The organism is Roseibium suaedae (genome assembly GCF_900142725.1).
Taxonomy (GTDB): domain Bacteria; phylum Pseudomonadota; class Alphaproteobacteria; order Rhizobiales; family Stappiaceae; genus Roseibium; species Roseibium suaedae.
The window spans coordinates 1,547,608-1,564,625 of sequence record NZ_FRBW01000001.1 but is presented as its reverse complement, the minus strand read 5'-3'; the positions used below and the strand labels follow the sequence as shown (position 1 = coordinate 1,564,625).

The following is a 17,018-nucleotide window of genomic DNA, read 5'->3' as shown; positions in this document are numbered from 1 at the left end:
AAAGCCTTCTCTGCAGCCCGGACCACAAGATCGATATTGAACCGCTGACCAAGGCGGACCTGCTTCACCAGCACATACATCAGCACGGGCTCGGCCTTCGCCCGTCCACCGTCCTTGATCTTCCGCGATCCGCCGCGCTTGCCGCGCCCCTTGCGAAAGCCCTTGTCTGCCACCGCGTAGAACACGCGGTTCCGGGATCCTGGCTTGGGAAACACTCGAAGGCTGTCCATGCCGAATGTGTCGAGGAAGTCTGCCATCGACATGCGCTTTTTCCGCCCCTTCCGGGTTGGACTGACAGGGGCAAAGTCTGTTGCAATCACGAGAAACCCGCCTTCAGTCTTGGACCGGATGGTTTCGCCCGAGCTGAAGGCATGAATGATCTTCGGCGCCTTGCTGCTGATAACAGCAGCGGGTTCCAGCGTGTCAGTCCCCTTGCGCGGATAGGTCTTGTGCCGCCAGGTCTTGGCAAGTCGGTCGCCAAGACCGGAACGTGTCACCTGGCCCCGCAACCGCCCTTTGACGAACTCGGCGGCATCGTCGGTGCCTTCCCAGACACCGGAAACGACGTCCTTCCGTTGACCTTCCAGTTCCTTCTTCAGGTTGCCGACAAGGGCGAGCTTGATATCGCTGACCATGCTGCCCCTTTCAGCCCGGCTGCACCTGACAGGTCCAGACCAGCCGAGCGCGATCCTTGATCATTGGCCTGGCAATCACCTTATGGCTCTGCCCATCCACCTCGAAGGTTCCGCCCTGTATTGGTGTTACCTCCGAAACCCGGACCTTCAGGAGGCTGGACCGCCCAACTGGCCGGGAAGCCCCGCCGAAGTCGATGCCCTCATCCTCGTCTCTAGAGAACAGGACCTTGCAGCCCTGCCCCTGGAATGTGCCGTCGACGCCCAGCCGTTCAAAGACGGCGTCGACGGCTCTATTCTGCAAATGCCAGGTCATTCGCTTCAGTCAGAACTGGTCAGCTCGACAAGGCACTCCGGCTGCTTGCAAACTGCCAGCCGGTTGGACTGAGACTTCATCTCCACACCGGACCCGTGGTCCAGGATCTTGGTAGACACGTGAACCGGATCATCGACTGCAGGCATGTCATTGACCATCTCAATGTGATGGACAGGAGCCTGGAAGGTCCGGAACATGCTCTGCGTACCGGCAGGATATGCGTGCCCTTTGCCAGCCGCGACCGCGGGCTCGGAACTGATTGCACCGTTCGCAGTGCGGACAGGGAACGTCCCCTTGTATTCGCGGAAGAGGATTTGCCCGAACTCGAAGACGCGGCCCCAATTCCCACCGAGCCGCTCCCGCTCCATGTTCTGCAACATGGGGGCATTCTGCGTCTGGATCCAGAATTTCTCAGCCTTCTCGTGGCTGACCAGGCGGCTGAAGAAGCCGCTCGAAACCACCACCTCGACCTGCGAAACGGTTTCGCCTTTCACGTTGCGATAGATATGGTCGATCACCTCTTCGCACTTGTCGACCAGGTTGGTTTCAGGCGTGCCCAGCTTGAAATCCACCTGCTTCTTGGTGATGCCGAACACCTGATACAGGTCGTAGAGCGTGCGGCCCTTACCGTCCTGGATGAGCCCGCGAAGCATGCCCATGCGGATATATTCCAGCGTGACCGCATGATGATTGCGGATGCGCGTGAGCCGCCGGGCAGTTTCAGTGTCCAGATTGCGAGCGCTCATGACACCGTTGATGACTTCGACGCCGCCAGCCAGATCCTCGGCCTTGATCGTTTCGATATGCGGGAAGTGCGGGATCGTGAGGATCGTTCCGCCGACATCATCCTGTTCGCTCATCTGGCCAGGAGCACCCGGCTTTTCGGCGGCCAGCACGACGAGCTGACCGTCGCGGTAGTCGATCCGCACCAGGCGAGAGCCCATCGGCTCGCCCGGAGCAAGGTTCAGGGCATTGATCAGGCCGAACTGGTTCGGGATACGGTTGACCTCTTCTGTGAGGTCAACATTCGAATACGGGAAGAGAATTTCAGGCATTGCCTCGGAGCTCCAATTCGCCTGGCCTTTCCAAAGGCAAAGCGCGGTCAAAGAAAAAGGCCGGTTGGAACCGGCCTTGTTGGGTGTTCAGAAGTGGGAAGGCTCAGTTGAAGCGCGTCACGATCCCTTGCGCTTCCAGAACCTCAAGTGCCTCGGCCTTCTGGGCATCGCTCACCCCTTCGGGCCAGACGATACCGTTTGCAAAGCAGAGGCACTGACGGCGAAGCGCGACCAGACCGAACGCCAGATCGACACCGTCAGCGGCCTCGGCATCGGTCGCCGCAATCCCCCAGGGAATTTCAGAACCGTCGGCCGCGTCCGGATCCCAGGCAACGGCCTTTCCTTCGTTCGCCAGCATCGCGATAAGCTGGCCGACCTTGATCGTGCGAGCACTGCCAGCTCCAGCAAGCAACACCACGGATTCCCGGCTGAAGTCGGGGTGAACCTCCCACTTCAGGACGGACGTCAGTCCCTTGTCCTGGGTCATGGAATAGTAAGGCATCATGTCTTGGTCCCTCCATCGGGCATAAAAAAGCCGCCCGCCGGGGAAGTCCGGGGACGGTGAACGTCAAACGTGGTTGTTAGGGTCTAGCGGCGCATTGCCGAGATCTGGCGATCGACAGCGGCGCTCAAGCTGGAGGCCTTCTTCTCGCCCTTGGCCGGACCACCGAGGTCAAAGTCTGCATTCGCAGCTCCGGACTTGCGATCCGCGAAGGTCTCGGTTTTCTCGGGTGCCGCCGAAGCAGAAGCTGCCAGAGCAGCAAGCGCCGCATCCGGATCCATTTCAGTCTTGAACGCGAAGTGAGCGGCCAGCTGTTCCCGGCCCTTTGCCTCTTCACTGCCGATGATCGCGCCGATCCGCTCACGTTCTGCGGCCCGGCCGGTCTTTGCACCGTCGGTCAAAGCATCTGCGACAGCCTTTTCAAGCTGTGCCTGGGTGATACCCGACCCGTTTGCGGCCGGTTCGTTTTCAGGTGTGCTCATGGAGAAACCTCTTTTCTGTGAGCTGATGCGCTGATCTGCGCGAGTAAGATCCGACAGGATCCCGTCAAAAGTTCCCACCCTATCGGCAAGCCCGGCACTGATGGCTTCATCGGCCGGAAGGATGGCTGCTTCCAGCTGGCGCACAGCATCAGGATCAAGTCCCCTGTGCTCAGCTACCAGTCCGACAAACTTGTCCATGATCCCCTGGATCCGCGTTTCAAGAGCAGCCTTGGCATCCCCCTCAAGCGGCCCGAATGGATGGCCATCAACCTTGCGCTGCCCTGCATGCAAGACCGTCGCTTGGACGCCCTGAGCTTCCAGCTGCTTGGACCTGTCGAAATGCATGAGAAGGACGCCGATCGAGCCGACCTCGGAGCTTTCGGTCATGACGATTTCGCTAGCACCGGAAACGAGCCCATACCCTGCCGAGGCAGCCATCGTGTTGACCATGGCGATCACACGTTTCTTTTGACTGGCGGCTTTGATGCTCCGGGCAGTTTCAAGCATGCCATGGGCAGCCCCGCCCGGTGTGTTCACATCCAAGAGGATGGTCTCGATCGAGCTATCCGAAAGTGCCCGGTCAAGCTGCTCAGAGAACCCCTCATAGGAAGTCAGGCCCGAATAGGAACCAAGCCAAGCACCGCGGTTGACCAGTTCCCCCATGAGGCCGATCCGTGCGGTGCTTCCGATCCGCGCAAAGCCCTGCCATTCCGGCCCCTGCCCGCGATCCTCGAACACATCCTCGCCCTTGAACCGATTGCCCTGGGGCTCCGGCAAGGCTGCCCCAGACATTCTGGACGCCAGATAGTTCCCGAGAATGAGACCTTGAGCTTCAGCCAGGAGAAGCGGAGCCCCGAAGACCTGGCTCGCAATCCGGGCAAAGGTCAGTTCATTGGGGTAAGACATCCAAGTTTCCTTAAAAGCTGCCGCGAGCAGCAAACCGGACACGACGACCGGACTTTCGTTCACACTCAGTTTTGAGCTTTGTCACCAGCCGTCCCAGCTCCTGCTGATTGGCAGGTTGAAGCGTCACATCGAACTCTTCATGCCGCACACGAACTTCCGCTTCTCCGGCCGCCAGTTTGTAGAGCGCCGTCTGCAGGACCGGCCACACGAGGCACGGGTTGGTTGTGTCGATCCCATCAAAGATGCTCGCCATCACACGTCCTCCTGTTGCGTTTCATCGCCTGTGTCCGCGTCCTCCTCGACGGCATCGTCCATCGGAGGTCCGCCGTTGTGCCCGACAAGCGGTGAGCCTTTGGCAGCGTGAGGATCAGGCAGACCGCGCTGCTGGTAATAGGCGCTCTCACGCGCCCGCTGATCCGCAATATCTTCCCAATCGAAGCCAAGATCAGCGCATTCGATCGCAAGGTTTGACACCCCGCGTTCAAGCCGCTCGCCCATGGACTTGGCTGATTTCAGATCGTCGGCAGTTGGCTTTGCGGGACCGTTCCATTCAGCTTGCGTTGCAGCTGTCCGCACCTTGAGAAACGCCTGATAGCCACCTGGAAACGGCAACCATCCTTTGAAGACTTGTTCTTCCATCCAGGCATCGTAAACGGCCTGATAGAAGGGCGAGGAAACGAACTGACGACGGCGGACAACCAGCGGCCAAAGCGAGGCGATCCCCATCCGGACACTGGAATAAGTCGCGTTCTCATAGTCGAAGGCCATTGCCTCGTAAGAGACCCCGATCGCCCGGGCGATCTCCCGAAGCAGGTTCCGCATAAACGGCAGATAGTTGTTGTGCGGGTGGTTGCTGTTGTGGAACTCCAGCTCCTCCCCGAAGAACAGGTGATTGATCCGCCCATGCTGGCTGAGGTCGATCCGGTTCCCACTCCAGAACTGCTCTTTGACACCGAGGAACGCTTCCAGGCCGGTAAGATCCGGCTGCCCGCCCTCGCCTGGCACCGTCATGCCGTCAAAGACCTCATCAGACAGCCCGTCGCTTTTTACCGTCGCGGCAAAGATCGTCTGCATGAGAGCGGCCACGAGTGTCGCATCTGCCAGCTGGTCTGCCTGCCGGAACACTTTCAGAATGGGAGCGAAGGGCGAGATACCGCGAGTCTGGTCAGCAGCTCCGTCAAAGATATGGACGATCAAAGCCCTGCCGTCCCGATCCCGTGCCGGAAGGTTGATGGTCTCCTCTGCCCCATCCTTGCGAACGCGAAGCCGGTAACCGATCGGTAAACCATCTGCATCGAGAAAGACACCCTGATGCAGCCGCGCTTCTTCTCGCGTCTCCTGAACGAGGCGCAACGGAGAGAAGAGCTGAACCTTCGTCTCCGTCGTCGCAAAACGCCGCCGCCGGGTGAGGATCCGGGCAGTGCTTTCGCCAAACGCGTAGTGGCTGCGCAATGCTGCGTCAGCCATTTGCGAGATCGTCATCTTGCCCCGGGCATCGCACTCAAGTGGCTTACGGGACCAGCTGCGGAAACGCTTTTCTGCTTTGCGTGCCCATTCAGAAGCAGCCTCTTCGCTTTTGAAACCACACACCTCCCAATCGGGATTGGCATTCAGTTTCAGGCCGGTCCCGAGGGTATCGCTGATCGCCTGATCAACTGCACCTGTCATCCAACCAGAATTCTGGATGGTTTCCACTGCCCGGGACGCAACCGCCCCCCAAGCCTGGCGCACGTCAGCCGACGCCTCCCGGAGCGCGGGACGTGGCCAGCCGGAAATGAAGCCGGACTTGTCCGGGCGCAAAAACTGCGCAGCAGGACGCGGCGCCTGGACAACCGTCTGGCGCGGGATCGTCGGTACCGATGTTTTCATCACTTACCCGTTGAGTGTCTTTGCCAGCCGGGCAAACGCAGAGCTGGCAGACTTCTTGATAGGGGGCACTGCGGCCTTCGACGCGGCTTCGCCGGGCGTCCCTTCTTCGGTGTCTGGTGCGTTCACGGACTTTGTTTGCCGCTCAGCTGCAAGGCGCTCCCAGATGCTAGGAAGCAAAGAACGGATGCCGAAACGCGTTGCCGCAGCTTCCGCCTGGTTCATCGTATCCAGCGGCTCATTGGCCTGTTTCGGATCTTTCTTCCAGCGCCAGACCTCGAAGCCGTCCCGGTTCTTGTCCGAAACCCTGCGCTCGGCTGTCAGACCGCGGAAATACTCGTCATCAAGGCCACGAGGGAATGAAACGTAGCCGGGCTCCGAAGCGTCCTGTTTGCGCAAGTTCTTGTAGAACCCCAGCTTCATCACAGAGCTGTTGAAGTTGTAGAACCGCTTGGAATAGCGCTTCGGCTTGCCCGTCTTCTCGTCAACTTCCTGTTTGACCAGCTGCAAGCGCGGCGCGGTTTCGGAGCGGGCGCCGCGAACCATGATCACGCGATGCTTGGCATGACGCTTCACCCAGCCCCAAACTTCAGCCGTGTATGCGTTGCCGTCGATCGCGGTCATGTCAGGCGCAAGCCGATGCCCATACGCATTGACCCATGTTTGATCGACAAGAGCATCAAGCCCTTTGTGGGTTTCCCTCTCCCCGATGTAGCCAGGCACGACGCCATAATCGACAACATAGCGGCGAAGATCCTGATCCCAGCCGACTAGATGCCACTCGCACCGGTCGGCCTGCACGTCGATACCAAGGGTCAGGATGACCGCGCCCGCAGGGATCTGGCCTCTTCCATAGTCCGACCCTTCGGCTCGATCGCGAAGCTCCTCCCAAGGAGGAGACTCGCCAGCCGCCTCATAGGCTTGCCCGACAACATCATTGATGAACGTCTGTTCGCTGGCGGGATCGCCTTTGGCTTTCAGCCAGGCCCGGGCAATTCGCTCGAAGGTCTGCAGCACCGAATAAGCAGACCAGATCCAGAAGGACCGGTGTTGACGCTTGGCCTTTGGGTTCTGTACGCGCCAGTCCAGCTGCTTCAACATCTTCGGGCGGTGATGCTCCTCGATGACACCGCCGCACTCAGGATCGGTGCAGGTAAAGTGCGCCCGCTCCGGATAGTCCTCATCCAGATGCGCAAGCATGTTCTCCCATTCCAGAACCTGCATGTGCCCGCAATGCGGACAGGGAACGAACGGAAGCTCCTGGCTGCCATCGTCAAAGTTCTTCGAAATCCTGCACCCCGGCGCGACCAGAGGTGTGGAGATCTTCACGATCTTGGCGAACTCATAGGCCTGACTGCGCGAGTCTGCCTGTGCTTCCGGATCGCCTGCGGAGTTGGTTTCCCATTTCGCCAAGTCATCCTGGACCTGGTTCTTCATGGTCACCATCGAAAGGGACGCGGGCGAGTTTGCGCCTGAGATCTGGATAGCGCCCCGCCCGTCAATCCGTTCCTTGTAGAGGATCGAGTCCCCGCCATCCCGGCTCTTCTGAGGGAACAGGGCCTGGAGCGACACGGTGTTCTTCAGCATTGGAGCCAGCTTCTGCTTGGACCAGCGCTGTGCGTTGCCCTCCGTCGGGTGAACATATAGGAAGTCGCCAGGCACCATGGCGAGCGACCCGCAGCAGAAGATATTCGCAAGCACCGTGCCGCCCAGCTGCGCACTCTTCTTCAGAGTGATGATGCGGCATGGATCTTCAGGCGAGAAGGCCCGCAGGATCTCATCGAAGTATCCGAACAAGTCCCTGTTATACGGGCCAGGATATGGGCTTTCCCGCTCAGACAGAACGATATTGGCTTCAGCCCACTTCAGATAATCGACCTTCGGCGGCGGTCTCCAGGCTTCCGCCATCGCCTCCAGCGCCAGGCGCTCGGGATTGGCCGTTTCCACAACAAGGCAGGTCAAGCAAGATCGTCCATGTCGTCGGTGCCGATTTCCGTCTGAACCGTCTCAGGCAGCTCGAAAGCCTTCTCCCTCAACTGTTCAGCCGCCTTTGCCCGCATGTTTGTGAATTCGCTCCGGAGCAGATGGAGAACATCACGCACCGGCACCTCAAACTTTGAAGCAACTGCCGCCGCCATTGTCGGCAAGGCGCCCTCAAAGGTCTGGATCATTTCCCCGGCGATCCGCATGTTTGCGGCCCGCACCTCTTCCGTGTCAGTGAAGCGCCCCTTGCGGGCCTGCTCATCCTCAGCCGCCTTCCGACTTCTGATCTGCTCCTGAAACAGGCGCTCCCGCTTGAGCTGATCTTCGACCGGCTCCAAGTTTAGGCCGCCTAAAGAAGGGGTGCTTTCAGAAGGTTGAGCAGAGGCTCCAGACTTGGGCTTCGAGGATCTTCCCGAGCTCGCAGGTTTTGAGAGGCGGGTATCGATCCCGTTGCCCAGCATCTGGCCAATATCCAGATGGCGCCGCAGCTGTTCACGGGCAATGGCAACGTTGATTTTGGCAAGCCTTCCCTCGCCTTCCAGCGCGGCGCCCGTCAGTTTCCCTTCGGCGATGTACTGCGACACCCGGCCTGGACTGACGTTCAAAATCTTCGCAAAAGCGCCCTTGCTGACAACGGCGCCGGTCTCCGCGTGCGCTGCCAATGGCCGCCTCCAACTTTAGTTCTTTAGCTTCTTTAGCGCGACTTTAGGCTTCGGTTTCTGGGTCAGACTGGCGAGATTAAGCTCTCGGTCGGACCGTATTGTTTTTGCCCGTTCTACGGTCCCTAAATCGCCCAGAAATGGCCTGTGAGCGCGTTTTGCGCCTGCGGGCCGACGGAGGTGCGCGGTGATTGAATTCCAACTGTGCCCCACCGCGAGAGCCTTCCTGCATTCCGGTATTCCGAATTCCAAACTGCTCTATTCCGTATTCCTGTATTCCGACATTCCGTATTCCGCATTCCTTGGGGGCGCAGCCGTGTCCCCCGGGTATTCCGTATTCCAGATGCTATTCCGTATTCCGGGTATTCCATGAGCCAGCAGAGTGTTTGGATGCTGGGGTATTCCTGTATTCCACGTCATGGGAGGCGCTGAGGCGCTCCGTATTCATATCCCCTCTGTCCTGCATGGGCGCAGGCGCAGATATGTAGCCGCAGGCTGGGAAGCCGCGGTGAATGCTATTCCTGGTATTCCGTGAACTGGACGCATTTCTCCAAGGGGGCTGACGCCACGCTTTGCGTGTGTGGGAGGCTATTGCCTGTCAGCTGGGAGACCGGGGCACGAATGAACAGCCCTGCATGCGTCATGGGAGAACAAACTAGGAATATGGATTCTGGATGTAAAGGGGGAACATAGCTTCACCAATGAGGCCAAAATCGCTGAGATCAGACAATCATGTAAATATATTTCAAACTTTCGTCGAATAATCAAAACCAATCAAAGCGAGCAAAAGAAGCTGATTGCACACTCTCGGATTGTTGCTCATTATATTTCACATGGTTCTCTGTAACCACATTATTCGAGCTTCGCGGAAGAACCGTTTCGAGATGACCATGTATCCTCTCCCGCGAGTCTCATTTAAGGTATCGACAAATGTTCGCCCGCAAATAACAAGTGCAAAAACACAATAAAACCCAGAAAAAGATCAAAAAATAATAAATGAAATCCGAAAACACAAACACAACGTAGGTGAATGATGAACATAGAAATAGTGATAAGATTTTTCTTAAGCATCATGATTTGTATGGCGGTTGTATCTTTAGCACTTTTACTACTAGACCAACCTTACAGCACCTTGGTTATCTTAATTAGCACACCCATAGCAACAGTTTTTATGTTTTACTACCTATTTAAAATAGCCAAAAATATTTATGATGGAAATAAATAAATGCCAAAATCAAAATTCTCAGATTCAAATTTGAACAAATTTGAAGTATACAACAACTCAGTTGAATACCAAAATTCAACATCATCAACAACAATAACCTACAACTCACCTCAATTCTTTTCACTTGCAAGAGATTATCTTCTTGGAAAAATCCCGGATGTTGACCTTACTCTCAACGGCGCATATGGCATCGGCGCGTATGCCCTCGAAGGTAAACTGGAGCTCAACCCAAAGAATGGGTTCAAAAAGATCACTGGAGAGGTGACGGCAAATTTTACCAAGTACGGAGTTACGATTACACCAGTTGAACGCGAACATTTTATTGGAGCCGCAGTTACAGGTGGTGCTTACGGAAATATCGTCGGATTTTCTGCCGGAGTATACGGGACTAACCAATTAGGCATATCTATTGTCAATGGCCATTATTATGCGGAGACATCAGTCGATTTAAAAATCGGATTGGCCTTTGGAAACATTGATTACACACATAAATACTTAACGGACTTGGAAGCAGTTTTCGAAGAAATCGGCGACTTACCTGAGATCAAGGCTCTAGAAGACTATGTCGGCAACCTTGACAATGAACAAGGAGCAGTAGTCCGTTCCAAAGAAGGGTTCGATATAGTTCAAAGCTCTGGAGTACTGGATTCAGACACACTTAGAGATCGAGTGGAAAAAGCTTTAGCCGCGGGGTTTTCGGCTCATGAAGTTGCTGCTGGTATTCAACTCGGCGCGGAACTAAACGGCCCCGAAACCGCAATTAGCTTTACTCCTGAGCCGCGAAGTGGATTCAATTATGGCGCAGGTGACCGTGGAGACCGCGGTATCGAAACTGGCGAAAGTGGCAGTCCGTATGGGGGCGCAAATGCAGGTACCGGTTCAAGTGGTGGATCCAGTGGCTCAGATGATAGCGGTGACGTGATCAGTGGAGAAAGTGGCGGAGACGGTGGCAACTCCTACGAAGACCCAACTGGAGGCACAAACTCTGGCGGCGGAAGGTACGGAGGAAATTCAAGTGGGCATACCGGTTTTGAAGGCAGTCCAGAACTACCCGGCCAACGTGGTGGCTATAACAGCGCTTTGCCTTTGGTGATTGATCTTGACAATGATGGTCTGGAACTCACCCTGCTTGAGGGATCGTTTACTGAGTTTGACTTTGATGATGACGGCTTCGCCGAACGCACTGCCTGGATCTCTCCTGATGACGCACTGTTGTTTTGGGATGAAATGGGAGACGGACAGGTGCATCGCGCCGCACAAGTCGCCTTTGCGAACCTGACCATAGACAACGAAGATGACAGCGATCTAGAGGCCATCGCAACTGTTTTTGATAGCAACGGAGATGGAAAGTTCAATGACTCCGATACGAAATGGTCCGAGTTTAAACTTTGGCAGGATCGTGATAGCGACGGCGTTGTTGACCAAGGCGAGTTAAAAAGTCTTTCAGAACATAGAATTTCTGAGATCAATCTGACCTCAAGTAACGACGCCCTCGTGATGCTGGCCGACGGCACCAGTATAAACGGCTTTGCCGATGCAACAACTAGTGATGGAAAAACTCTTTCTGTAGGCGATGTCGCTCTTTCCTTCTCGAATTGGGGGGTCCGCCACTCAACCGACACGGACGGAAACCATACAATTGAATATGAAGGTGCAGAAGCCAGCGTCGAAAACGTAACGAAACAGAAAGTGTTTGCGGACACAGAAGGGACAGTGGGCCTCAACCTCGGAGAAGACATCAGGGTTAACGACGGTTCACTGAACTCCTCCGAATGGTCTTCTGTTGTCGGCAATGCCTTCTCCAACACTATCAATGCCTCGAATAAGCTGGAAGACGTTCTCCTCGAAGGTCGCGGCGGCAATGACATTCTGACTGGCGGTGCAGGAAATGATATCCTGATAGGCGGTGCCGGTGCAGATCGAATTGTTGGTGGGAGCGGAAACGACACGCTTATTGTGGACATCGAGGATCTTACAAGCGGTAACGTATCTGGTGGTGACGGTTACGATACTTTGGAATTCGACGGTGTCAGTAACCTAGCTCTTGAACTTAGCATGCATCAGATTGAAGCCGCCGTCGGCGGAGCAGGAAATGACACGCTGCATGGAGATGATGACAACCTGCAGTTTTGGAGCGAAATCGCTACCTTAAATGCAAACGGTAGTTTCTCTCCTGGTTGGGTTAAGATTGGCTATCATCTCGATGGTGGCGCGGGCAATGACACGTTAATCGGCGCTGCAAACGCCGATCAATTGATCGGAGGCACCGGAAATGATTTGCTGCAAGGCAATGCGGGCAACGACAGCCTATCTGGCGGTAATGGCAACGACACTCTGCAAGGCGGACAAGGCAACGACGTCTATTTCTACAATCGCGGTGATGGCGATGACATCATAGTTGAAACCGGTTCCTTAGTAAATTCCGATGGCTACGGCGGCGATTCCCTATCCTTGGGAGCTGGCATCGCACTGTCAGATCTGAACATCCGCATTGATAACAACGACCTACTGATTTCGTTCTTCGCGGAGAGTCAGGAAGATAAGAAATTCGCTGCGGAACTGGGTCTTTCTGACCTGACGGGCTCCATCCGAGTGAAAAATTGGACCGACAGCAGCGGCAACAGCAGGATCGAATACCTTAGTCTGGCCGACGGAACAGTCATTGAAATAAAGGAAATGAATTTTTCCTCGCTAGGCGATGGAAGTGGAAACAATACACTCACTTCTGGGAAGGACTTCTCACAAGCAGGAGCGGGTGACGACATTGTTGCTCTTGGTTCTGGTGATGACATCGCATTCGGCGGTGCAGGTAATGACCAGTTGATTGCAGGAGACGGTGAAGATTTTATTCTCGGACAAGAGGGAAACGACACTCTTTACGGTGGAGAAGGTGATGACCGTTTGGATGGTGGGGGAGGTAATGATTCTCTATTCGGCGGAAGCGGTACAGATTCCCTAGCCGGAGGTGATGGTGACGACATATTACTTGGATTTGATGACAATCCAGCAAATGACGCTAGAGATTCAGGCGACCTTCTAATTGGCGGCAAGGGGAACGATCTTCTATACGGCGCAGGCGGGGACGACACCTATATCTACAATCTAGGTGACGGGCACGACACTATTATCGAAACCGGGCACGGGAACAAAGGAGACGTTTTGGCATTTGGCGACGGCATCTCGATTGAAAACCTTAGCTTCGCCCTACCAGTTTCAGAGAGTGACACCGAAACTGCCACCAATCTGACGATTCAAGTTAGCGATGGTGAAGAAAGCCCTACCTCAATTTCAGGTTCGATTGTGGTTAGTAACTGGTCAGGTCCAGTTAGCTATTATGATCCAGGGTCTCTTTTGCAAGGCGGCACGGGCGAAAGCCCAATACCGCTTAATCGACGGATTGAAATCCTCACCTTTTCTAACGGTGACCAGTATTGGATTGGCCACATCAACAGATTTCAAATGGGAGGCTCCGATGGCGAAACCCTTCAAGGAGTGAATATTGCCGGGGGAGCGAACGACTTCATAAATGCAGGAGATGGAAACGACATCATTCATGGTGGAGAAGGTCACGATTCTCTTCTCGGCGGGAATGGCGCCGATTGGATTTATGCGGATGCAGGTCATGACATTCTGCTCGGTGGTGCGGACAACGACCGGCTGTTCGGAGGGAGTGGAAATGATTTGCTCGATGCCGGGAAAGGGGACGACTGGCAATATCTGTATGGCGAAGCAGGAGATGACACTTATCTCATTCGAAGAGAGATCGGTAAGGGGCTGATCGACAACCAGGCTGAGACCGCCGATGGCGGGAACGATACTGTTCTGTTCCACGATCTCACGCTTAGCGACCTCGAGCTATCCAAAGTCAATCACAACAATGCAAACGGCTACGTCTTAACTTTCAAGTGGGGAGACATCGGAGGTCCGTCTGGAGAGCTTCAAGTTTCGAACAACGCACAGTTTATCGAACGCTTCCAGTTTTCAGACGGGACGACGCTGGGCTTCATAAACGTGCGTGACGACGGCAGAGTTGAGTTGCTTGGCACGGATGATAACGATCTCATAATTGGCTCCACGGCAGATGACATCATCTATGGCGGTGCAGGCGATGACACCATTGATGCAGGTGCGGGCACAGGCGCAGGCCTCCAGCATCTCCGTGGCGATGGCGGCAACGATACTTTCCTAGTCGGAAAAGACAGCGGATCTTCACTGATCTATGAGGAAGCGGAAGCTGGAACTGACACAGTTGCCTTTAAAGACTTGAGTCTTCGAGATCTGACATTTACCCATCACGACTATGGTATATCTGATCCACGCGGCAAAGCCCTGAAGGTTTCCTGGAGCTCTGGGGAGATCAGCGGAGCCACATATGTCGCGAATGAAGCCGCGCATATCGAGCGCTTTGAATTTGCAGATGGAACAGCCGTCAAGTCAATTAAGCTTCGCTCTGATGGCCGAATTGAACTCATTGGCACCGACGACAATGGCGTCATCAATGGAACGAACCTTGATGACATCATTATCGGTTCAAACCTTGATGACATCATCAATGGCGGGGCTGGTAACGACACTATTGACGCGGGCGCTGGCACTGGAGAGAGCTGGCAGCATGTTCGTGGCGATGGAGGCGATGACACATTCCTCATCGGAAGAAACAGCGGCTCAACTTTTGTCTTTGAGGCCGCAGACGCAGGCACTGACACCATACGTTTCAAAGACCTCGATCTCGGTAGCTTCAACTTCGCTCACCATGACTATGGCACCTCTGATCCTCGTGGAAATGCTCTCGAGCTATCTTGGGAAGACGGAGATCAGACCGGCTCAATTCACGTAGCCAACGAAGCGATCGATATAGAGCGCTTTCAGTTCGCAGATGGAACGACTGTAAAATCGATCAAGCTGCGAACCGATGGGAGAATTGAGCTCATAGGAACAGCAGATGATGACATCATCACAGGTTCCGGGAATGATGAAATTATAACGGCTGGAGCCGGAAACGATCTCATCGACGCGGGCGCTGGCAATGGAAGTTGGCAGCACGTTCGTGGCGACGGTGGCGATGACACCTACCTTATCGGCAAGAACAGTGGCTCCACCATGCTCATCGAAGCTGCTGGGGCGGGAACCGATACGGTCCGCTTCAAGGATCTAAACCTCAAGGACCTCTCTATCGGGTTTCATGACTACGGTGCGTCTGATCCGCGCGGGAAGGCACTGGATCTCGCGTGGAGCAACGGTGAGCTCCACATCGCAAACCAGGCGCTCGATATCGAACGCTTTGAATTTGCTGATGGCACCTCAATCAAATCCATCAAACTGACAACTGACGGCCGCCTGGAGTTGGTTGGAACATCTGGAAATGACGCCATCACCGGCTCTGTCCTCGATGACATCATAAATGGAGGCGCTGGAAACGATCTCATCGACGCGGGCGCTGGAAATGGAAGCTGGCAGCATGTTCGCGGCGACGGTGGCGATGACACCTACCTTATCGGCAAGAACGGTGGCTCCACCATGCTTATCGAAGCAACTGCAGCGGGAACCGACACCGTCCGCTTCAAGGATCTAAACCTCAAGGACCTCTCTATTGGGTTTCATGACTATGGTGCGTCTGATCCGCGTGGAAAGGCACTGGATCTCGCTTGGAACAACGGTGAGCTTCACATCGCAAACCAGGCGCTCGATATCGAACGCTTTGAGTTTGCTGATGGCACCTCCATCAAATCCATCAAAGTGACAACTGACGGCCGCCTGGAGTTGGTTGGAACATCTGGAAATGATGTCATCACCGGGTCTGCCCTTGATGACATCATCACAGGCGGAGCCGGAAACGATGTGATCGACGCAGGCGCTGGAAATGGAAGCTGGCAGCACGTTCGAGGAAATGGGGGTGATGACACCTACCTTATCGGCAAAAATAGCGGCTCCACCATGCTCATCGAAGCAACTGCAGCGGGAACTGACACGGTCCGTTTCAAGGACCTAAGCCTCAAAGATCTGACTATCGGCTATCATGACTATGGAGCATCGGACCCACGTGGAAAGGCGCTGGACCTCGCTTGGAACAACGGGGAGCTTCACATCGCAAACCAAGCTCTCGACGTGGAGCACTTTGAATTTGCTGACGGCACAAAGCTTGATTCAATCAAGGTGACAACTGACGGCCGCCTGGAGTTGGTTGGAACATCTGGAAATGATGTCATCACCGGGTCTGCCCTTGATGACATCATCACAGGCGGAGCCGGAAACGATGTGATCGACGCGGGCGCTGGAAATGGAAGCTGGCAGCACGTTCGAGGAAATGGAGGTGATGACACCTACCTTATCGGCAAGAATAGCGGCTCCACCATGCTCATCGAAGCAACTGCAGCGGGAACTGACACGGTCCGGTTCAAGGACCTAAGCCTCAAAGATCTGACCATAGGCTATCATGACTATGGAGCATCGGACCCGCGTGGAAAGGCACTGGATCTCGCTTGGAACAACGGTGAGCTTCACATCGCAAACCAAGCACTTGACGTGGAACACTTTGTATTTGCTGATGGTACTTCACTTAGTTCGATCAATGTTGTCGCAGATGGCCGCGCAGAGTTGAAGGGGACTGCAGGCGCAGACAAGATCGTCGGCCTTGATGCCAATGACTTAATAAATGGCGGAGCAGGCGACGACACTTTTGTCTTCAACGCCAATTCAGGTCACGACGTTATTCGCGACTTTACGGCTGGGTCGGGAAGCGAAGACGTGATCGAGTTTGAAGGTGGGATATTCTCCAATTTCCAGAACGTCATCGCTGCAGCGGTCGATAATGGTAGCAGCACCACAATTCATTTGAATGCGGACACGTCAATTCTTCTGCAGAATGTAGATATTTCAGATCTGCATCAAGACGACTTCCGTTTCATTTGAAATAAAACTGATGGCCCCAAAGACTTGTTTCTTTGGGGCTTTGCCATGAGAAAATACGTTGGCACCGAGTGGATGAATCCGCGAAAGCGAAATATTGCTTTCTTTGTGGGCTTAGATCATCAATTTGCGATCAAGCTCCGGCAGATCGTCAATGTCCTCTTTGCCAAACAGCTTCATAAGCCCAGTGAGGCCGTAGATGGTCTTGATGCACTCCTCCTGAGCGGTCACCTCAGGGCCAGGGGCCTCTCTTTTGGCGGCTTCAAGATGGGCGCTCGCGGTCTCCATGCTCCGATGGAAAAGGTCCGGATCCTTCCTGAAAACCTCCATCGCGAAAATCTGAAACGACAGATACCCCGGTGTCATCACGATAACTTCCCTCCCACAGTTGCGAAATCCACACCTTAAGGTACATTGATTTTGATTAAACACCAATAAATAGAATTATTGAGCCCTTTATCTCATTGCGAGTGACAGCCACTGAAT

11 protein-coding genes are annotated in these 17,018 nt (G+C 54.8%); 1 reads left to right on the top strand and 10 read right to left on the bottom strand.

The genetic code is table 11. From position 1 onward, the window contains the following. The 9 genes from BUA94_RS07010 to BUA94_RS06970 all read right to left on the bottom strand — a co-directional run. On the bottom strand, window positions 1-635 hold a 635-nt coding region (locus tag BUA94_RS07010; protein ID WP_073010527.1), incomplete at its 3' end, for a DUF6441 family protein. 10 nt (window positions 636-645) lie between these two features. Next, window positions 646-948: a head-tail joining protein gene (locus tag BUA94_RS07005; RefSeq protein ID WP_073010524.1), complete on the bottom strand. Its 303-nt coding sequence runs from the start codon at window positions 946-948 to the stop codon at window positions 646-648. Window positions 949-953: 5 nt separating this feature from the next. Beyond that, the gene (locus BUA94_RS07000) at window positions 954-2,003 is read right to left on the bottom strand and encodes a major capsid protein (protein ID WP_073010522.1); all 1,050 of its coding nucleotides are present in this window, start codon (window positions 2,001-2,003) and stop codon (window positions 954-956) included. A 103-nt stretch (window positions 2,004-2,106) separates the two neighbouring features. Beyond that, window positions 2,107-2,508, bottom strand: a complete 402-nt coding sequence (locus BUA94_RS06995; RefSeq protein ID WP_073010519.1) for a head decoration protein — start codon at window positions 2,506-2,508, stop codon at window positions 2,107-2,109. Window positions 2,509-2,591: 83 nt separating this feature from the next. Further along, complete coding sequence (locus BUA94_RS06990) at window positions 2,592-3,893, bottom strand: S49 family peptidase (RefSeq protein WP_073010516.1); 1,302 nt, start codon at window positions 3,891-3,893, stop codon at window positions 2,592-2,594. Window positions 3,894-3,903: 10 nt separating this feature from the next. After that, window positions 3,904-4,146, bottom strand: coding sequence for a hypothetical protein (locus BUA94_RS06985; RefSeq protein WP_073010513.1), 243 nt, complete (start codon window positions 4,144-4,146; stop codon window positions 3,904-3,906). Further along, window positions 4,146-5,762, bottom strand: a complete 1,617-nt coding sequence (locus BUA94_RS06980; RefSeq protein ID WP_073010510.1) for a phage portal protein — start codon at window positions 5,760-5,762, stop codon at window positions 4,146-4,148. The genes BUA94_RS06985 and BUA94_RS06980 overlap by 1 nt, the downstream gene beginning before the upstream one ends. A 3-nt stretch (window positions 5,763-5,765) precedes the next feature. Then, a complete protein-coding gene (locus BUA94_RS06975; protein WP_084081760.1) occupies window positions 5,766-7,721 on the bottom strand; it encodes a phage terminase large subunit family protein in 1,956 nt (651 codons plus the stop codon). Next, window positions 7,718-8,404, bottom strand: coding sequence for a hypothetical protein (locus tag BUA94_RS06970; protein WP_073010507.1), 687 nt, complete (start codon window positions 8,402-8,404; stop codon window positions 7,718-7,720). The genes BUA94_RS06975 and BUA94_RS06970 overlap by 4 nt, the downstream gene beginning before the upstream one ends. A 1,222-nt stretch (window positions 8,405-9,626) precedes the next feature. Here BUA94_RS06970 and BUA94_RS23880 point away from each other — a divergent pair. Beyond that, a complete protein-coding gene (locus BUA94_RS23880; protein ID WP_084081758.1) occupies window positions 9,627-16,535 on the top strand; it encodes a calcium-binding protein in 6,909 nt (2,302 codons plus the stop codon). A gap of 111 nt (window positions 16,536-16,646) precedes the next feature. On the opposite strand, the gene BUA94_RS06950 is transcribed toward BUA94_RS23880, so the two are convergent. Further along, window positions 16,647-16,898 (bottom strand): hypothetical protein, encoded by a 252-nt coding sequence (locus BUA94_RS06950; protein ID WP_073010494.1) that lies wholly within the window; start codon window positions 16,896-16,898, stop codon window positions 16,647-16,649. Window positions 16,899-17,018: the final 120 nt, after the last annotated feature.